Below are 18469 nucleotides of genomic sequence, written 5' to 3'. Positions count from 1 at the left end.
CTCTATGGATCTGGCCTTATTTGAAGAAACACAAGCTTCTGAAATATCCAAGCCACGACATCCGGATCGGCGGCATGCCAAGCTTCTGTCTGACCACATTATTATGCCTCATATTTTTATAAAATCGGCTGTACATAGGGAACACCTCTTTTATTATGATCCAATGATAAGTTTTTCGATACCCGCAGCGAAAGGAATGCCTTAAGCATAGCTGCTGACTTTATTATAAGAAAAAATATGACCAGTAGTCAACTTTTGAAATTGACAGGTATGGAAAGAGCCATGCTCATGTTACAATGAAGATGGACAGGGAGGCTGTATGTGTGAATCGGGAAGAGAAGAAGCGCGTAACGGAAGAAAATATTATTGAAGCTGCCTATCAATTGTTTTCCACCAAAGGCTATGATCTAACGACTGTAGCTGGCATTACCGAATTAGCTGGTGTTGCAAAGGGCACATTTTTTAATTATTTCCGTACAAAAGATGAGGTATTAATCCGCATTCAAAAGGCGCTGTTTTTCAGCGAGCTTACCCAAATCAGCGAGAGGGCGGAGGCCCCCTATACGCCCAAGATTTTGACACTGGTCAAGGATATGGGAGATTCGTTCAATGATAACCGGAATCTGGTGCGCGTATCCTTCCAGCAGCTCTTGTCGGCAGGCTCGGAGGGAACGGTCCAAGGCAGCATGCAAGCCAAGGTGGATGCCTTAAAGCTGATCTTTCAAAAAGCCCAGCAAGCGGGCGAGCTGACCGAAGACATTCCGGCTGAAGAAATGGCGCAGACAGCGCTGAAACTATACAAGGGCACATTAGTGGATTGGTGTACAAGCGGAGCCAAAACGAATCTTGGAGATCAATTGATGGCGGCATTTCGTATCTTCACCAGGGGAATCCAGAAATAATGGGATGAATGAAACATGATGGGCCGCTTTAGCGGAATATAACAACGGCAACCTTCAAATAAGCTTAACCGGGCAGCTTGCCCGGTTAAGCTTTTTTTTGCAGAAACTGTTGGATGCCGTGTCTGTTTGTCCAAGCCATTCGTGAACCTGCTGCATCTTCTAATATTGTACAACCCTTAATTCTTGGAATTTTGGAGGAGGCGGTTTATGAATGGCGACAGTTGATGTAGTTAGTGTATTCACAAGAGGCGCAAGGTCAAGCGATACGGCCGAGCTGCGTCAGGCAAGGGTAGCGAACGATATTGCGCGAGCCACAGCGGCATGGAGCACAGGTTTTTTCCCTGGCGTAAGCTGCAATATCAATTTCAACTCCTTGCAGGTTATTTTTCGGGATGACGTTACATTGGTGGCCAGCACCGTCCCGAATATCGGCGATCCCCGAATTGTCAATCTGATTTCGCAGACGAAAGCGGCGGTGAACAATGCAGTAGCGATCTATGTTATCTATGTGAGCGGGCCAACTCTAAGTTCAGGCGCGATCGGCAATGCGGGACCGCAGTTTGACAATTTTGTCAGCACCGCGAATTTCCGCCTGTCGGGCCATTGCGTCATGAGCGACGATGCTATCGACACCTATGCATTGGCGCATGAAGCGGGACATGTTCTGTTTGGCCGGTTCCTGAATAACAATTCCGACAGCTTCACCATTAACGACCCATCGAACCCTGGGGAGGGGCATAACAACGATCCGCAAAACCTCATGTTTCCGTTCATTCCGGCAAGCAACCCGTTTATTAATGCCGCGCAATGCAACGTGGCCAGCCAAAGCAGAGTCATTCGCGAGAATGTTATCGGCGCTCCGTTAGTGGCTGTGGGAGGAACCGATGTCCTTCCGTCCGCGGTCAACCATGCTGCCGGTGCCGCAGCTTCGAGAAGCGGCTGCTGTCCGTGCTGCGACCATGGACAACATCCCGGCTATATTTGCGTACCGATTCCGAAACAGGTGAGAAAATTAAACGAGCATGTCTATAAGCTGCTCAAGAAGGTTGGGCCAGACAAACTGAATACGAAGTTCAAATATATCTGCAAAGATAAGATGATCGTCCTTAAACACACGTAAAGGATTGGATGGATCTCAGATCAAAGCCGGTGTACATCCAGGAGAAACCGGTCCACCTAAAGCCCGCAACGGAAGTCGGTCCGACAAATACGGGAAAGAACCAGAATTGCTGGCCGTGATGCATCCAGATATACGTAAAGCGGAACATGCAGCGGCGAATAGCGCCTGGGTCAACGGCCAGCAGGGATGCGGATTGCTGCTGCGGGACGAATGACGGCGGCGGCGAGGTAGGCGCCATTTGCTGGCCTGGGGGGCCTGGTGTCGGGCCCGGACCGTGTCCCGGTGGTCCCGGTGGTCCTCCTGGCGGCCCAAAGGGAGGTCCGAATGGCGGTAGAAATGACATGATATCACTCCAATTTTATTAAAATGAATTTGGCAAAAGTTTGAGCAGTTAGCACAAGAGTGCTGACTTTTTTTTTGTATTCTATGCGGCTGCCCGCATTCAGGTGATGTCAGAGAAGCTATGCCGCAGCCCAACTTATGCGGCGCTTATGCTGCCGGTCAGGCTAACCCTGGCATCGCAAAAACTGGCCGGCAGCCTTTTTTCATCGCAAGAGGAGAGCCGATTTCTTCTGGAATATAATTCAGACTTGCTATTCCTTCGTCCAAGTCATATAATCGTAATAATTACGATTACGATTAAGGAGAGTGCTGCAAACATGATTCAAGAACAATTAGCATCTGGACATTCGAAAAAACTTCCGGTAACGGTATTAAGCGGCTATCTGGGCTCGGGCAAAACGACTGTGCTCAACCATGTGCTCAACAACAGGGACGGCTTGCGTGTTGCCGTGATCGTCAATGATTTGAGCGAGGTGAATATTGATGCCGATCTTGTGAGGGGAGGCAGCGGACTTAGCCGGACGGAGGAGAAGCTGGTGGAGATGTCGAACGGCTGCATCTGCTGCACGCTCCGCGATGACCTGCTGCAAGAGGTAGAGCGGCTGGCGAAGGAAGGACGGTTCGATTACATACTGATCGAGTCGACTGGAGTAGGCGAGCCGGTTCCAGTCGCACAGACGTTCACTTACGTCGATGAGGAGCTGGGCATTGATTTGTCGCAATACTGCCAGCTGGATTGCATGGTAACGGTCGTTGACGCGTACCGGTTCTGGCATGACTTCTCCTCCGGACAATCGCTGCTTGACCGCAATGAGGCGGTGGGAGAAGAAGATACGCGGGATGTGGTCGATCTGCTGATGGACCAAATCGAGTTTTGCGATGTGCTGCTGCTGAACAAATGTGATCTGGTCGGGGAGGATGAACTTGCGGAGCTGGAAGGCATTCTGCGCAAGCTTCAGCCTAGAGCGCGTATGATTCGTACCGAGCAGGGCCGCGTGAAGCCGTCCGACATTTTGAATACTGGCCTGTTCAACTTCGAGGAAGCCAGCGTCTCTGCCGGCTGGATGAAGGAGCTGTCGAAGCCCCACCATACGCCGGAGACAGAGGAATATGGCATCTCCTCCTTTGTCTATGAGCGTGCAAGGCCGTTCCATCCGGTCCGGCTGATGGACTGGATGCAGGACTGGTCGCCTGAGGTTGTCCGGGCGAAAGGCATCGTATGGCTGGCTACGCGCAGCGACGTGGCACAAAGCTTAAGCCAAGCGGGGCCATCTGTGCAGTTCGGTCCGGCGGGCTATTGGGTCGCTGCCCTTCCCGCAGCGGAGCAGAGGGCAATCTTGCGGGAGGAGCCCGACCTTGCGCGCCAGTGGAATCCGGAGTACGGCGACCGGACCAACAAGCTTGTTTTTATCGGGATCGGCATGGACAGAGACGGCATTACTGCCGGACTTGACGCATGTTTGCTGACCGAAGGGGAGATGGCAGTGGATTGGCAGTCGTTCGCCGATCCGATGCCGAATGCGATGTAATGTTTTTGCCATGCAGCAGGCTAAGAGGCTAGTCCGCATCCAGCGGATTGGCCTCTTTCCCGTTGATGGTTTAATTTGCTTAGCCCTACCGTTCTTGCCCAATGAATATTATGGTTGCCGAATATGAAAAATAGGGCAGAAAGGGGGGCTCCCGTTGATTGATCTCATCGACATCGAGAAGGTATACCAGACCGGCAAAAAATCATCCTTCATCGCTTTGCGCGGCATTAACCTGAAGGTGGAGAAGGGAGAAATATTCGGCGTAATCGGCCGTTCCGGAGCGGGCAAGAGCACGCTTCTTCGCAGCGTCAATCTGCTGGAGCGGCCGACCGGGGGCACCGTAATCGTGGGCGGGGACAAGCTGACGGAGCTTACGGAGAAGGCGCTGCAGGAGAAGCGCAAGCGGATCGGGATGATCTTCCAGCACTTCAATCTGCTGACGACCGCCACGGTAAGAGAGAACATCGCCTTTCCTCTTCGCATTGCGAAGCTTGGCGGCAGCCGCATTAAGCCTCGGGTCGATGAGCTGCTGGAGCTGGTGGGGCTGACGGCGTATCAGCATCATTATCCGAAGCAGCTGTCCGGCGGGCAGAAGCAGCGTGTCGGCATCGCCAGGGCGCTGGCGAATGATCCAGAGGTGCTGCTCTGCGACGAGGCCACCTCGGCGCTGGACCCGCAGACGACGGACAGCATCCTGTCGCTGCTGAAGGAGATTAATCGGAGAATGGGCATTACGATCCTGCTCATTACCCATGAGATGGGCGTCATTCGCGCGGTATGCGACCGCGTCGCCGTCATGGACCATGGCCGGATTGTAGAAAGCGGTACGGTGCTGGATGTATTCCTGAGCCCAAGGGATAGTGTGACGAGAGAGTTCGTCAGCGAGGTGTCCGATGCGTTCGGCAGCGAAGCAATCGACGCTTACCGCGCGCAAGGAAGGATGGTGCGCATCCACTTCCGCGGCGGGCAGACCTATGAGCCTGTCCTGTATGAGACCGTTCGGCGGACAGATGCGACATTTGCGATATTGCAGGGCACCGTATCCAAGATGAAGGATGTGCCTTACGGGCAGCTTATTGTGGAGCTCAGAGGCAGCGACGGAGAGGTCGACCGCATCATTGAAGAGCTGGGCCAGCAGGGACTTGAGGTGAGCAGACTATGACAAACGGGATCGTGAAGATGGCCGGAGCTGCCCCGTTTTCTTTTTTCTCGGACATCCAGTGGAATGACATCTTCAAGGCTTCGAATGAAACCTTATATATGCTCGCGTTCTCTTTGCTGTTCACGGTTATTCTGGGGCTGCTTCTCGGCATAGTGCTGTTTCTGTTCTCGGAGGGGCAGCTGCTGCAGAATCGGGCGCTGTACGGCTTATTGTCGGTGATCGTCAATGTGCTGCGCTCGGTTCCCTTTGTCATCCTGATGATTCTGATTATGCCGTTCACGAAGACGATCGTCGGTACGTCCATCGGCGTGAAGGGCGCCATACCGCCGCTGGTCGTTGCGGCCGCTCCATTCTTTGCACGGTTGGTGGAGACCTCCTTGCGGGAGGTGGACAAGGGAGTTGTCGAAGCGGCGACGGCAATGGGCGCATCGAAGGGCATGATTGTGCTGCATGTGCTGCTGCGCGAGGCGCGTACCGGGCTGATCGCGGCGATTACGATTACAGCCGTTACGCTTGTCTCCTATACGGCCATGTCCGGCGTCATCGGCGGCGGCGGCTTAGGCGACCTGGCGCTTCGCTTCGGCTACCAGCGTTTCCGGCTGGATGTCATGATTGTAACGGTCGCCCTGCTGCTTATTCTGGTTCAAATCTTGCAAACGGCGGGCGATATGCTGGTCAAGGCGTTCAGCCGAAGGTAACAGCTCCAACCACTCTTGAGAGAAACAGGTGAACCTACAGATGAGAAAACATGCGCTGAGAATAGGGATGCTCTTGCTGCTGGCTATGCTGCTCGCGGCTTGCGGCAATAATGGAGCGGGCAATGGTGGCGGGGGCGCTGCTTTGCCGGCCCCCGGGACGGGAGGAGAGGCCGTCAAGCTTAAGGTTGGCGTCTCGCCGGTGCCGCATGCCGCCATTCTGAACCATTTGATCCCCGTGCTGAAGGAGCAGGGCGTTGCGCTGGAAGTTGTGGAGTTCAACGACTATATTCAGCCCAACGTGCAGCTGTACGAGAAGCAGCTGGATGCGAATTTCTTCCAGCATGAACCCTACCTGGTTCAATTCAATAAGGACCGCGGCTACAATCTGGTGAAAGCGGCCGGCGTTCATATCGAGCCATTCGGGGTGTATTCCCGCAAAATCAAATCGATCGATGAATTGAAGGACGGCGCCAAGATCGCCATTCCGAACGATCCGACCAACGGCGGCCGGTCGCTTATCCTGCTCGCGCAGCATGGATTAATCGAGCTGGATGAGAGCGCCGGCGTCGAAGCGACGGTATCGGATATTAAGGGCAATCCGCGCGGCTTCAAGTTTACAGAGCTGGAAGCGGCGACGCTGCCGCGGGTGCTGGACGAGGTGGATATCGCGGCGATCAATACCAACTTCGCGCTTGAAGCGGATCTTAATCCAACGGCGGATGCGCTGTTTATCGAGGACAAGAATTCGCCATACGTCAATATACTGGCGGTCCGTCCGGACAACAAGGACAGCGATGCTATTCAGAAGCTGGTGAAGGCATTGAAATCGCCGGAGGTTGAAACCTTTATTAATGATACCTATAAAGGCGCTGTCATACCGGCATTCGATTAGAATATCCGACCGCATACAGACCGCCGTCTCCTTCGCATCATGCGAAGGCAGGGGCGGTCTGCTGCTGTTGCTGATTTTCTTTGATTTCAGATAGAGGAATGGTTAAGATAGAGAAATAGACCAGCTCTCGGCATGAGGAGCGATAACAACGACGGGGTGATAGCTTTGTCTTATTCATTTGATGAGTTGATTGATCGTAAAAATTCGCGTTCCTACAAGTGGGATCAAGTAGGGCCGCTATTCGGAGATAAGGATATTTTGCCGCTGTGGGTGGCCGATATGGACTTCCCGAGCCCTCCGGCTGTAAGAGAGGTGCTGCATAAGCGGGTAGAGCTTGGAGCCTATGGCTATGCAATCCGCACAGATGATTATTTTGACGCGATTATAAGCTGGTTCCAGCGCAGGCATCAATGGAAGATCGACAAAGCCTGGATTGTCGACAGTCCAAGCGTCGTCACAACGCTGAGCCTGGCTGTCGAGCAGTTCACTGCGCCGGGCGACAAGGTCGTCATACAGACGCCAGTCTATTATCCGTTCTACGATGTAGTAGAGAGCAACGAGCGCGTCCTGGCCCTTAACCCGCTAATCAACCGGGACGGCCGCTACGAGATGGATCTGGAGCATCTGGAGTCTCTGTTCCGTGACGGCGCGAAGCTGCTGCTCTTCTGCAATCCGCATAATCCGGGCGGACGCGTATGGAGCCGTGATGAGCTGCTGGCGCTGGGCGAACTCTGCTTGCAATATGGCGTGATTGTTGTGTCGGACGAGATTCATTGCGATTTGATCTTCCCGGGCCATGAGCATGTGCCGTTCGCGACGCTGTCGGAGGAGCTTGCCGCTATTACCATTACGTGTCTCGCTGCGACCAAAACCTTTAATCTGCCGGGCCTTCATACCTCCTTTATGGTTGTGTCGAACAGCGGCATGAGAGCGCGCCTCGACAAGCGGATCAAGACGCTCAGCATTCATATGGCGCAGCACTTCGCGCAAGATGCGGTAGTGGCGGCTTATAATGAAGGCGAGCAATGGCTGGAAGATTTGCTTGTGTACGTGAAGGGCAATCTGGATTATGCGCTCGCTTACCTGGAGGAGCATCTGCCGCAAGTGAAGCCGATGAAGCCGGACGGCACTTATCTGCTATGGCTGGATTGCCGAGCGCTTGGACTCGACAAGAACGGCCTCAAGCATCTGATGCATAAGAAAGCCAAGGTAGCGTTCAACGAAGGTTCAATGTTCGGCGTGGAGGGCGAAGGCTGGCTGCGCGTCAACCTGGCGTGTCCGCGGTTTATTGTGGAGCAGGCGCTGCGCCAGTTCTGCGAGGCTGCCAAGCAATAGTTATGAGCATGGTATCGGTTCATAGTAGAGGAGGCCGTTCAAATGTTGTTCATTCTCTCGATCGTGTTATTGCCTATGGGGCTCGTGATGCTCATACAGCCGCAATGGATATGGGCTATTTCCGAGGAGTGGAAGTCCAATGATGCGACTGAACCATCCGATCTCTACTTATTGTCCACCCGTTTGGGAGGCGTCGTGAGCACGCTGGTGGGGCTGGGCGGCATCATTGCGAGTTTTTTCTTATAGGGGAAAGAGCTTTCCCAAAAGGGAAGCGACCGAAACTCAAACGTTGAAAATGCCTTCAAAACCACCTCAAAAGTGGGTTTGAAGGCATTTCTTTTGAGTCGCAGGGGATGCAAAATCATGATGTGTTTTACGGCGTACAGCTCCGTTATCTGCGCGGCGGCGCTGTCTAAGCCGAGTTTCTCGGCTTCCAGCTCCGTTATCCGCGCGGTGGCGCTCTCTAAGCCGAGTTTCTCGTCCAGCAGCTTCGTTTTCCGCACGGCAGCGTTCTCTAAGCCGAGTTTCTCGTTCAGCAGCTTCGTTTTCATCACGTCGGTGCTGTCTAAGCCGAGTTTCTCGTCCAGCAGCTTTGTTTTCCGCACGGCGGCGCTTTCTAGGCCGTGTTTTCGTCTTGCAGCTCAGCTTTCTCTCGGCCACATGAGACTGAGTTGCTCCGCGCTTCTCCTGCTTTGCTGGAAGGCTTCCGTAGGCAACTATGAGAAGATTCTCCCGATTGCGGTTACGGCTCAAAGCCCTCTTGGCTGACCAGCCATTCGCCATCCCGGAATTCCCCCCGGATACGTTCGATGACGAGCTGCAGCGCGTCCGGATGATACCATTCCGATAGGCCATGCTTACGATAGAGCTCTTCCAGACCAAGCCGCTGCGTACGCTTGCCGCCGCTGCCGTCTCCGTTGAAGTAGTCGTCGACGCATACCCGGCCCGTCGCTTGGCGGAGCAGGCACGGGAAGCTCTCGCTGCTCGGAAGAAGCGGCGCGATCGCCGCCTGCGTCGGGATGCCCGCTTCGCTTAATGCGGCAAGTGTCCGCAGCCTTGCCGCTATGGGCGGTGCCGACGGCGAGAACAGCTTGCGCATATCCTCCCGGTCCGTCTCGATCGTCATACTGACGCGCACCCGCTCTCCCAGACCCTTCAGCAGATCGACATCCCGCGCAACAAGCGGACTGCGCGTCTGCAGAAGCAGGAAGTCCGGCGGCTCGTCAGCCATGGCCTCCAGCAGCGAGCGTGTCACCTGCTCTTTGTATTCTGCAGGCTGATACGGATCCGTGCTCGACGACATGAAGATGGTGACCGGACCTTTCTTCTTAGCTGTCCGAAGCTGCGGTCGAAGCACCTCTGCCGCGCCTTGCTTAATGTCGACCCACGACCCCCATTCCTGCTGCCTGAAGAGTGAGACGGGCATTCCCCTGACATAGCAATAGGAGCATGCGAAAGCGCAGCCCCCATAAGGGTTCAGCGAATGAGTGTAGCCGGAGAGAAAGCCTGTCCCCTTGTTCAGAATGGACTTGGGCTCTCTATATTGAAGCTCTGTTCGCATGCTCAAGCTCCAGCAGTTTTGTTTTCATCGCGAGTCCGCCTCTGTAACCTGCGAGAGCTCCATTCTTGCCGATGACACGGTGGCAGGGAATCGTGATCAATGCAGGATTCGACCCGATTGCGGTGCCGACGGCGCGAACCGCCTTTGGCTTGCCGATAGCTTGCGCGATATCCGAATAGGAGACGGTAGCCCCGTAAGGAATGGCGAGCAGCGCTTCCCATACAGCCTGCTGGAAGGGCGTTCCCGTTACATCGCGCGGAAAGGAAAACGAGGTGCGCTCACCGTCCCAATATTGCTTAAGCTGATCCATATACAGGTTCAGCCTGCTATCATCCCGTACCCACTGAGACGGCTTAAAGCGGGATGATTCGCGCTGGATCAAGTCCTCAAGTGATTCTCCGATTGCTCCAACGCAGCAAAGTCCGTCCGCGGTAGCCCCAATCGGCAATGTCCAGCCGCCATGCTCCAGCAGCGCTCCATATATCGTTCTTTCACGAGCTTTAGTCAGTGATGCCATCCTCAAAACCCTCCGATCTGATGCCGCTGCCTGAAGACGGCAGGAGTGCATCCGTTTGTTTTCTTGAACAACGTAATAAAGTAAGGTGTATTGCGAATGCCGACCAGCTCGCCGACGCGGGATACGGGGCTGTCCGTCTCCTCCAGCAGCCGCGCGGCATGCTGCATCCGAATTTGCTGAATATAAGCAAGCGGCGTCATGCCCGTTGTTCTCTTGAAGGTGCGGTGCAGATGATAGGGACTGCCATGGCAAATCTCGCTAAGCGTCGCCAGATCAAGCTCCTCCATATAGTGATGGTCCACATAGGCGGCAATCTGCGCTGACCATTCCTCGTCAGGGAGCCGTTCACCGGCAGGCTTGCAGCGCTTGCACGGCCGATAGCCGGCAGAGACGGCGTCCGCCGAAGTGGCGAAAACCTCCGCATTGCTCCGCTTCGGAGGTCTTGACTTGCAGGACGGCCTGCAATAGATGCCTGTCGTCCGTACCGCATAATAGAAGCGCCCGTCATAGGAGCCGTCATTCCCGCAAATCGCCGTCCACTGCTCCTCAGATATGATGCCAAGCCTTCTTGGGTGCACAAGGCCTGCCTGTCTATTCATTAACCGATCATTGCGTTGAATCGCCATCCGCTTCACTCCTTCTGCTCTTAGTATAGCGGAAAGACGGAACGAATGTACGGTGTATAAGATGGAAAAGCAAGATTGTGAAATGATGCGCGGCGGGGAAGGAGCATGGCGCGAATAAGAGTCCTCCATGGACAGCGGTCATAGGAGGAACGGTTTAGATTGGAGTTTCGTGCAGAGATGCGGCGGCAGGAGAATAGAGCGGATCAGATCAGATCAGCTCAGATCAAATCAGTCCCTGCGGATTATCAAATAAATAATGAAGCCCACTACGGGGAACACGATTGTGCCGATAAGAACGAGCAGAGCGTATTCATTGCTTTTGCCCATCCGCTTGGCATCGCGATAAGCCCATACGCTGGTGGCGATATTCAGAAGAAACAGCATGAACATAATGAGCAGCATTAGTAGGCCTAAGATTCCGAAAGCGGACATTGTATGTCATTCCTCCTTAACAGAAATCGTAATTTTGTGTGGTTCGCTTCTCTGCCTGTTCTATAACATACGATTGCCGAATCCCGTTCGTTTCGATAAAAAAAAAGCCCTGCCAGCAAACCCGAAGGTCTGCAGGCAGGACAGCTTGTCCGATTAATGAGCAGCTGCGTCGTCGTCGTTCGTCATGCGAAGCACTTCGAATAGCTTGAAGAGAAGGCTTAGCACAATAGCTACGATTGTCGCAAGCGACATGCCGCTGAACGATACTTCGCCGAGTGTTAGCTTCACGCCGCTAAGGCCGATCACCAGCACAACTGTGGTCAGGAACAGGTTGGTCGGCTTGCTGTAGTCGACCTTCGATTCCACCAGCATCCGCAGGCCGGAAGCGGCAATAACGCCGAACAGCAGCAGCGATACGCCGCCCATTACCGGCGTAGGGATGCCGGATACAAGGGCGGAGAACTTGCCGGAGAACGACAGGATAATTGCGATGACCGCAGCGCCGCCGATGACGAACGTAGAGTATACTCTCGTAATCGCCAGTACGCCGATATTCTCGCCGTAAGTCGTATTCGGCGTCGAGCCTACAAAGCCGGACAGGATCGTGGAGATGCCGTTGCCGAGCATCGAGCGGTGCAGACCAGGATCTTTGTTCAGGTCCTTGCCGACAATATTGCCCGTTACGATCAAGTGGCCGATATGCTCGGCGATAACAACCAGCGCAACCGGAGCGATCGCGATAATGGCCGACCAGTGGAACTCAGGGAAGGTGAAGGTTGGGCTGGAGATGAAGGAAGCGTCGGCAACGCCGTCGAAGTTCGTCTCTTTCATGAAGTAAGCCAGCACATAACCGAAAATGATACCGAACAGAATCGGAATGATTCTCATAAAACCGCGGAACAGCACCGATCCGAGAACGGTGACAGCCAGTGTGGCAGTCGATATGATGACGATAGTGGGGTTCATCACCCAAGTTGCAGGATCGTCCTTGTCGCCAGGGATATACCCGGCCATTTTCGCTGCGACCGGCACAAGCTCCAGACCGATAATGGCAACGATCGCGCCCATAGCTGCAGGAGGGAAAACTACGTCCAGCCATTTTGTACCGGCCACTTGAATGATGAAAGCTAATACTGTAAAGATTACGCCAGCTGCGATAAACCCGCCAAGCGCTGCCGCATAGCCGCCGCCTGCCGCTTGGCTGAAAATAATCGCGCCGCCAGGGCCGAGGAACGCGAAGCTGGAGCCCAGATACGCCGGGATCTTGCCTTTGGTAACGAGAATGTACAGCAGGGTGCCGATACCGTTCATCAGCAAACAGATGGCGGGATCAATTTCAAAAATGTTGGGTACGAGTACCGTCGAGCCGAACATCGCGAACAGATGCTGCAGACTGAGCAGAAGGCTCGGGACGGCTGGCGGCCTCTCATGGACGCCGATCGTTTTACTCATAGATCATTCTCCTTGAAATTTTAATGAAATTCGACAAATTCCTTTGATGATTCTACAGATTTCGACTGAAATTGGCAAGCGTTTTCTGTACACTTGCGGAGATTTGTTCCATTAAAGCGCTAAATATACGAAAACAACAGGCAGCCTGGGGCTGCCTGTTGCGGATGTCTTGTTATAGCTGCTCACTCGTACTGCCGGGAACCTTCTATATTATATAGAAGAGATTAGTTGGCAGAGAGCAGGTTGTAGAGCACCTGAGCAACTTGCGCTCTAGTGGAATTCGCTCCAGGAGCGAGCTGGCCGTCGCTGCCGGATACGACTCCGCCAGCTACGAGCGCCTCGAATGCTTGCTTCGCGTATGCTGCGATTTGACCGGCGTCGCTGAAGTCCGCCGTGGAAGCATTCGACTCCTTGGCCGGAACTTCCTTCAGAACTTCAAGCGCGCGATGCAGCAGCGTGAACAGATCCTGGCGCGTGATGGGAGCGTTCGGCTTGAACTGATTGTCGCCTGTGCCTGTCGTAATGCCCAGACGCTTCGCGGCAGCCAGGTAGCCGGTGTAATAGGTGCTGCCTGCGTCGGAGAAGTTGGCTGCTCCCGCAGCATCCGCTTCAATTCCGTACGCCTTCAGCAGCAGGACGATGAATTGTCCTCTTGTAATGGCCGCTCCAGGGTTGTATTCGCCGTTGCCGGAGCCGTTCGTAATATCTCTTGCAGCGAGGAAGGTAACCGCATTGCTGTACCATGCGCCCGCTGGCACATCGGAGAATTCCACTTTGTTGTAGCCGATAATGTATTGCGAGAAGTGGGTCGTCGCAAATTCAACGGCACCCGCAGCAGCGGAATATTGGCCGCGCACCGTATGCAGCTCGCCTTCATCCGTTACATGGTAGACGATAATGGCATGCGCATCCTCGCCGGCTTGCAGGCGGTAAGGGATGCTGACCAGCACTTTGCTTCCGCCGAATTCCGATACGGAGGTTTCGCCGGCGAATACGCTCAGGTCGTAGACCGGTCTGTCGCCCAGCACTTCCTTGCCTTCCTCTGTAAGCGAGGACTTCGCGATAATAAAGCTGATGTCTCCTGAATCCTTCGACTGTCCGATAGCTGTCAACGCAGCGGAATCAAGGACAATGGAGGCGAAGCCTGCATTTACCTTCAGCTCTACATTGGAGCCGGCAATCAGCTTGCTGTAGTCTTCGCGCGTCAGCGTTACTTGCGTCGTGCCTTCAGCGGAGTCGGCTTTCACGTTCAGCTCCACGGCTGTCGGCTTGCCTGCCGCCGCATCTTGCTTCGCAGCTTCAATCAGCTTCGCGGCTTCCTCTTCGCTGACGACAGCTACCGTAATACCCGAGGTTGCATCCTTGGCTGCAGGGAGCGTCACGGCAACAGGCTTGCCGTTGCTGCCGGAAGGCTCAGGTGTTGTCGTCGGCTCCGGAGATGGTGTGGAAGGCCCCGGATCGCCGCCTCCTGGAGAAGGTGAGCCGGAACTTACTCCTACAATGACATCAACGGATTGTCCTGCTTCATAATAATTTTCAACAGGGTCAGTAGCGCCTGCGTTATAGCCTGTTTTTGCCTTATAGCGGACTTGGTACGTTCCAGCCGCCAGGCCTGTAATAGCAGTGCCTGCTGCCGGCAGATAAGTGTCAGAGCTGTTGGCTTTGTATTCCAGCGCTGCGGATACGCCTGTAATTTGGCCGTTTCTGGCGCTGGATGAAGAAGCATTGACTGTGGTCAGGCCGGTCGGCACCGTTTCTTGTCTGCTGGACAGCAGGCTCAGCGCTTTTTTGAACCGGTCGCGGTTGCCGCTTGTATGGCCTTCTTCAATGTTGGCCCATGTGTACATGAGCTCGACATGGCCGTAGATTGGAGCAGCAGCGCCAGTCGCGTCCACATTGTCCTTATTGTAGGTGAACACATAAGGAACCTGCAGGCGCTTCGCATATACTCTGCTGCCAGCGTCTCCGTACCAGATCAAATAGTTGCCGTTAGGCGTTTCTGGCGGTGAAGCCGGATTGCCGTTGGCATGCTTGCTGTTCGCCGTCGTAATGTTCGGCAAATATTGATTGACCAGGTCGACGTAAATACGGGCATTGGGATGATTCACGTCGCGCACATGAAGCTCGGCGCTCTTGAACTCTTTTGTTACCGGATCAAAGCCGTTGTCCAGTCTTGTATCCCAAGTGTAGACTGTCTGAATGCCTTCATCAATTGCCCATTGGTTGATCAGATCGATGACCGGCTGCGTGTTCGGGCACCATGGACCGCCATACAGGATGGCGTAATCGCCGGAGCTCTCTTGCAGCTTCTTCAGCTCATCGTAGGTAACAGCCTGGAACACGACGCGGCTGCCTGTGAAGACCGTGCGGCCGGCAGCGGTGCTGTAAGTGGATCTGAAATAGCTTTCGTTATCAATCAGGGAATGGGAGGCTGTCTTCTTGCCGTCCGTTTCCTTGGAGATCGGCTCGAATACCTCGCGCACCTTTGCTTTGTAAGCCTCCACCTTGGCGGAGTCGATCTTGCCGTCAGTCAGGAAGTCTTCCGCTGTCAGCAGCTCCTGCAAATCCGAGACGATCGGAGCTGCTCCGCCGTCGTTCGTCCGGTTGTAGACGAACAGGTAAGGGGACTCGATGCGGTCAGCCTCGCCGGCTTGGGAGCCGACCGAATAGGAGATTTTATCCGCGCCCTCAAGCTCCAAATTCGTCAGATGCTGGTTCACCAGCTCCACATAACGCTTGCGGTATGTATCTGGGCTGCTGCTGTCCGCGATATCGGCGGAAGCTGTCTCCCCGTCGAGTCTAGTATCAAAGTTGTAAATGGCTCTAACGCCGTAATCCTTCGCTACGTCATTGATGTAGCCGATGACAGCTTGCGTATGCTCATCCCATGCGCCTCCGAACAGCACGACATATGTGCCGTTCGAATTGAACAGATCCCATAGCTGGTGGTAGGTGAGCGTCTCGAATACGTTCGCTTTGCCAGCCAGCTCGCTGTAGGAATCGGAGAAATAAGAGTTGTAAGTGCCGTACTTGGCCGCTTTCGCTGGAGCGTTGCCTGCAGCGCTGGCAGTGCCGGCGGAGACCGCCGGCAGCACCAGAGTAAGCGCAAGCAGCAGCGTCAGGATTGTTTTAAAGCTGCGCTTTTGCATAGTTGCATTCCTCCTCTGATTATAAAGTGATTAGCATTCTTCTTCCGAGCTGCTGTCGCCGCCTGTAGATGGCGCTGGCGCAGGAACGGAAGGGGCAGGCGTCGGCTTCGAAGGCGCCGAGCCCGAAGAAGAGCCTCCGGAAGAGCCGGATGACGCCGATTCCGATGCCGTATTCGTCTTGGCAGGCTCAGGCTTTGCCACCGCTACGGGCTTGGAGGAGTTGGAATTATTGACGAAGCTAATGGATTTGCTCGGGCTGGATTCCACAGCAGCCGGCGCAGGCGCCGCTTTCGGCTCAGCCGATGCAGCTGGCTTGCTTTCTTTGGCAGGAGCGGTTGCGGCAGGAGCTTCCTTCTGCGGCGCTGCCGATGGCTGAGGCGCGGCCTGGGCCGTGTCTGCTCCCGCCTTGTTGTCATTCGCAGCCGGAGCTGAAGCGGCTGTCTTCACTGCACCGTTGGCCGAATCTTGCTTTGGCGCTTCAGCAGCTGTCTTGGCGGCAGGTGCTGCAGCAGGAGCAGCCGCAGGCGTATCAACGGCAAGCTGGACGTCCGCTTCAGCCGTATTCTCCTCAGACCCTGCTGCCGGTTCAGCGGCAGCTTCGCTTGCAGCCGTCTCAGCTTCAGCCGCTGGAGCAGGTTCGTTCGCTGGAGCCGCCGTTTCTATAACAGCTGGAGCTGCTGGCTCGATAACTGCGGCTGCCTCTTGCGTGAGCGGATCATTATTAGAAGACTCCACTTGAGCCTTATTGGCGGATACGGCTGCATACGTAAGCACGGTGAACGCGGCGACAGATGCGAGCAGTGTAATGGACAGCTTGTTTACCTTTGTTTTTTTCATAATGGATAGACCTTCCTTTCTCGGATGGCTCCTTCATTAGGGAGCATTGTTGTAGTTAAAGCTTGCCTGTTGCTGTACGAGAGGGATACAGTCCGCCGAGGACCCTCCTTTATCATGAATTCGGACAAAAAAAGAAGATCCAACAAGAGCATAAATCTTCGCTCCCATTGAATCTCTGGTTATCCAGTCGATTAATTTGATCGTTCGCAGTCCATATAAAAGTGGCTGACCCTACTGTATCTGGCTTTAGTGTAAGGCGGCAGGAACCCGTTGTCAACGATTATTTTAATTTTTCCTATAGTTTTTGTCGGAATTAAAGAAAAACAACAATTTCCATAACATTCCATGAAATTTATTTTTGTAAAAGCAATTGACAATGTCATTTATTGTTTGTAAATTGAATACGATATTCCGATAAAAATTATAGGATTAGGAGGGTTTACTGAGATGGATCAAATAGATAACAACTTGTTACTAGCCATCCAAACGAATTGGTACAGCTTCGCCGTCTCTGTATTTGTATTTGCGCTATTATTTTTCCTCGCACGGAAGCGGGTCGGGTTCGGCACCCGGGTATTGATCGCGCTGGGGCTTGGCGTCGTGGCAGGCATTGTATTCCAAAGTCTGGATTCATTCGAGATCAAAGGCATTACTACCTTCGGCAGCATCTATGTCAATCTGATCAAAATGCTCGTTATTCCGCTTGTTTTCGTCTTGGTGCTGAACAGTATCGCTTCGCTGAAGAGCCTCGACTACTTGAGGAAAATCGGCTTTAAGACCTTCGCTTGGTTCCTTGGCACGACGGGAATCGCTTCGATAATCGGCCTTCTGGTCGCGCTTGCCTTCAATCCGGGCAAAGGGCTTCATCTGGACATCCCGGCTGATTTTGCCGCGCGGGAAATTCCAACTTTCTCGCAGGTTATTCTGGATCTGGTGCCGTCCAATCCGATTAATGAAGCGGCGCAGGGCAAGGTTGTGCCTGTCCTGATCTTCGCCATCTTCATTGCGATCGCCATTATTAAAGTAGGCTCCAAAAACGAAGAGACCGTAAAGCCAGTCCGCGATCTCATTCATTCGCTGACGCAAATCCTGCATCAGGTCGTCAAGTTCGTCATTCGTCTTACACCATACGGCGTATTCGCCCTCATCGCAGGCATGACGGCCCGTTATGGCTGGGAGACGCTGACGGAGCTTGGCAGTGTGATCGTATCTTCCTATGCAGCGCTTATTATTCATTTCGTCCTGATCTTCGGCGGTCTTGTATGGCTGGTAGCCCGCGTGAATCCGCTGAAGTTCTTCCGCAAGATCTATCCGATGATCACGGTAGCATTCTCGACACGCAGCAGCTACGCTACGCTGCCGATTAACCTGGAAGTGATTACGAAGCGTCTGCACGTCTCCCCGCGAATCGCGAGCTTCGTCGCTCCGCTGGGCGCGTCGGTCAACTTCAACGGCTGCGGCGGCGTATGGCCGGCCATCGTCGCTGTATTCTCCGCGCAGCTGTTCGGCATTACGCTGTCACTGACGGATTACATTATTCTGGTGCTGGTCAGCATTATCTCCTCCATTGGCGTTGCCGGCGTGCCGGGACCGGCTGTCATCTCGACGACGGTCGTATTGACTGCGCTGGGCTTGCCGCTTGAAGGTATCGCGATTGTAGCGGGCGTTGAGGCGCTGATCGATATGGGCCGTACGGCGGTTAACGCTACAGGCACCACGGTTACGTCGCTGCTCGTAGCCAATTCCGAAGGCGAGTTCGACCGCGAGGCGTTCAATCGCAATGAGGATGAGGAGATTGTCGTCAACGCGGTATAAGCAAGACTGGTCTATAAGCAGGTTAAAAGGAGCCCTCAAGTCGCCTTGTGACTTGAGGGCTCTTTTTGGCATCCAGAAGCAGAGGAGCTGGGACCAGGCT

Annotated in this window: 18 protein-coding genes; 9 read left to right on the top strand and 9 right to left on the bottom strand. The window is 54.1% G+C overall.

What is annotated here, in order from left to right; genetic code table 11:
* Nucleotides 1-323 precede the first annotated feature (323 nt).
* Together D3P09_RS13655 and D3P09_RS13650 are read left to right on the top strand one after the other, a co-directional pair.
* Nucleotides 324-902: a TetR/AcrR family transcriptional regulator gene (locus D3P09_RS13655; RefSeq protein ID WP_165867435.1), complete on the top strand. Its 579-nt coding sequence runs from the start codon at nt 324-326 to the stop codon at nt 900-902.
* Between the two features lie 211 nt (nt 903-1113).
* Nucleotides 1114-2022, top strand: a complete 909-nt coding sequence (locus D3P09_RS13650; protein ID WP_120110923.1) for a hypothetical protein — start codon at nt 1114-1116, stop codon at nt 2020-2022.
* Here the strand turns inward: D3P09_RS13650 and D3P09_RS27675 are convergent.
* Nucleotides 2009-2365 (bottom strand): hypothetical protein, encoded by a 357-nt coding sequence (locus tag D3P09_RS27675; protein WP_165867434.1) that lies wholly within the window; start codon nt 2363-2365, stop codon nt 2009-2011. The genes D3P09_RS13650 and D3P09_RS27675 overlap by 14 nt on opposite strands.
* 316 nt (nt 2366-2681) lie before the next feature.
* On the opposite strand from D3P09_RS27675, the gene D3P09_RS13640 reads away from it, so the two are divergent.
* The 6 genes from D3P09_RS13640 to D3P09_RS28425 all read left to right on the top strand — a co-directional run bounded on the left by D3P09_RS13640 (nt 2682) and on the right by D3P09_RS28425 (nt 8226).
* A complete protein-coding gene (locus D3P09_RS13640) occupies nt 2682-3893 on the top strand; it encodes a GTP-binding protein (RefSeq protein ID WP_120110917.1) in 1212 nt (403 codons plus the stop codon).
* 154 nt (nt 3894-4047) lie between these two features.
* Nucleotides 4048-5055, top strand: coding sequence for a methionine ABC transporter ATP-binding protein (locus tag D3P09_RS13635; protein WP_120110914.1), 1008 nt, complete (start codon nt 4048-4050; stop codon nt 5053-5055).
* Entirely contained in the window at nt 5052-5753 is a 702-nt protein-coding gene (locus D3P09_RS13630; protein WP_243644165.1) for a methionine ABC transporter permease, read from the top strand. Before D3P09_RS13635 ends, D3P09_RS13630 begins: the two co-directional genes overlap by 4 nt.
* 40 nt (nt 5754-5793) lie before the next feature.
* Complete coding sequence (locus tag D3P09_RS13625) at nt 5794-6645, top strand: MetQ/NlpA family ABC transporter substrate-binding protein (RefSeq protein ID WP_120110912.1); 852 nt, start codon at nt 5794-5796, stop codon at nt 6643-6645.
* Between the two features lie 165 nt (nt 6646-6810).
* A complete protein-coding gene (locus tag D3P09_RS13620; RefSeq protein ID WP_120112424.1) occupies nt 6811-7980 on the top strand; it encodes a MalY/PatB family protein in 1170 nt (389 codons plus the stop codon).
* A 42-nt stretch (nt 7981-8022) separates the two neighbouring features.
* Nucleotides 8023-8226, top strand: coding sequence for a DUF6199 family natural product biosynthesis protein (locus D3P09_RS28425; RefSeq protein ID WP_341538289.1), 204 nt, complete (start codon nt 8023-8025; stop codon nt 8224-8226).
* On the opposite strand, the gene D3P09_RS27385 is transcribed toward D3P09_RS28425, so the two are convergent.
* The 8 genes from D3P09_RS27385 to D3P09_RS13575 all read right to left on the bottom strand — a co-directional run bounded on the left by D3P09_RS27385 (nt 8145) and on the right by D3P09_RS13575 (nt 16554).
* Complete coding sequence (locus D3P09_RS27385) at nt 8145-8585, bottom strand: hypothetical protein (protein WP_133305005.1); 441 nt, start codon at nt 8583-8585, stop codon at nt 8145-8147. The two genes, D3P09_RS28425 and D3P09_RS27385, sit on opposite strands and share 82 nt — an antisense overlap.
* A 137-nt stretch (nt 8586-8722) precedes the next feature.
* On the bottom strand, nt 8723-9541 hold the full coding sequence (locus tag D3P09_RS13605) for an SPL family radical SAM protein (RefSeq protein ID WP_120110905.1): 819 nt from the start codon (nt 9539-9541) through the stop codon (nt 8723-8725).
* Nucleotides 9519-10049, bottom strand: a complete 531-nt coding sequence (locus D3P09_RS13600) for a methylated-DNA--[protein]-cysteine S-methyltransferase (protein ID WP_424452449.1) — start codon at nt 10047-10049, stop codon at nt 9519-9521. Before D3P09_RS13600 ends, D3P09_RS13605 begins: the two co-directional genes overlap by 23 nt.
* Before the next feature lie 11 nt (nt 10050-10060).
* On the bottom strand, nt 10061-10684 hold the full coding sequence (locus tag D3P09_RS13595) for a bifunctional transcriptional activator/DNA repair enzyme AdaA (protein WP_243644163.1): 624 nt from the start codon (nt 10682-10684) through the stop codon (nt 10061-10063).
* Between the two features lie 228 nt (nt 10685-10912).
* Nucleotides 10913-11116 (bottom strand): PLDc N-terminal domain-containing protein, encoded by a 204-nt coding sequence (locus D3P09_RS13590; protein ID WP_120110900.1) that lies wholly within the window; start codon nt 11114-11116, stop codon nt 10913-10915.
* A 153-nt stretch (nt 11117-11269) separates the two neighbouring features.
* The gene (gene uraA, locus D3P09_RS13585; RefSeq protein WP_120110897.1) at nt 11270-12568 is read right to left on the bottom strand and encodes a uracil permease; all 1299 of its coding nucleotides are present in this window, start codon (nt 12566-12568) and stop codon (nt 11270-11272) included.
* 224 nt (nt 12569-12792) lie between these two features.
* Nucleotides 12793-15717: an S-layer homology domain-containing protein gene (locus D3P09_RS13580; RefSeq protein ID WP_120110894.1), complete on the bottom strand. Its 2925-nt coding sequence runs from the start codon at nt 15715-15717 to the stop codon at nt 12793-12795.
* Between the two features lie 30 nt (nt 15718-15747).
* Complete coding sequence (locus D3P09_RS13575; RefSeq protein WP_120110892.1) at nt 15748-16554, bottom strand: hypothetical protein; 807 nt, start codon at nt 16552-16554, stop codon at nt 15748-15750.
* Nucleotides 16555-17001: 447 nt separating this feature from the next.
* On the opposite strand from D3P09_RS13575, the gene D3P09_RS13570 reads away from it, so the two are divergent.
* Entirely contained in the window at nt 17002-18369 is a 1368-nt protein-coding gene (locus tag D3P09_RS13570) for a dicarboxylate/amino acid:cation symporter (protein ID WP_207892495.1), read from the top strand.
* Nucleotides 18370-18469: the final 100 nt, after the last annotated feature.

Source organism: Paenibacillus pinisoli (assembly GCF_003605435.1).
Taxonomy (GTDB): Bacteria; Bacillota; Bacilli; order Paenibacillales; family Paenibacillaceae; genus Pristimantibacillus; species Pristimantibacillus pinisoli.
The sequence above is the reverse complement of the archived record's forward strand: the minus strand, read 5'-3'. Positions and strand labels throughout refer to the sequence as shown.

Coding starts and splice junctions, on each gene's coding strand:
- D3P09_RS13650 (WP_120110923.1), top strand. CDS start 1,114: ATGGCGACAGTTGATGTAGTTAGTGTATTCACAAGAGGCGCAAGGTCA.
- D3P09_RS27675 (WP_165867434.1), bottom strand. CDS start 2,365: ATGTCATTTCTACCGCCATTCGGACCTCCCTTTGGGCCGCCAGGAGGA.
- D3P09_RS13640 (WP_120110917.1), top strand. CDS start 2,682: ATGATTCAAGAACAATTAGCATCTGGACATTCGAAAAAACTTCCGGTA.
- D3P09_RS13630 (WP_243644165.1), top strand. CDS start 5,052: ATGACAAACGGGATCGTGAAGATGGCCGGAGCTGCCCCGTTTTCTTTT.
- D3P09_RS13625 (WP_120110912.1), top strand. CDS start 5,794: ATGAGAAAACATGCGCTGAGAATAGGGATGCTCTTGCTGCTGGCTATG.
- D3P09_RS28425 (WP_341538289.1), top strand. CDS start 8,023: ATGTTGTTCATTCTCTCGATCGTGTTATTGCCTATGGGGCTCGTGATG.
- D3P09_RS13605 (WP_120110905.1), bottom strand. CDS start 9,541: ATGCGAACAGAGCTTCAATATAGAGAGCCCAAGTCCATTCTGAACAAG.
- D3P09_RS13595 (WP_243644163.1), bottom strand. CDS start 10,684: ATGGCGATTCAACGCAATGATCGGTTAATGAATAGACAGGCAGGCCTT.
- D3P09_RS13590 (WP_120110900.1), bottom strand. CDS start 11,116: ATGTCCGCTTTCGGAATCTTAGGCCTACTAATGCTGCTCATTATGTTC.
- uraA (WP_120110897.1), bottom strand. CDS start 12,568: ATGAGTAAAACGATCGGCGTCCATGAGAGGCCGCCAGCCGTCCCGAGC.
- D3P09_RS13580 (WP_120110894.1), bottom strand. CDS start 15,717: ATGCAAAAGCGCAGCTTTAAAACAATCCTGACGCTGCTGCTTGCGCTT.
- D3P09_RS13575 (WP_120110892.1), bottom strand. CDS start 16,554: ATGAAAAAAACAAAGGTAAACAAGCTGTCCATTACACTGCTCGCATCT.
- D3P09_RS13570 (WP_207892495.1), top strand. CDS start 17,002: ATGGATCAAATAGATAACAACTTGTTACTAGCCATCCAAACGAATTGG.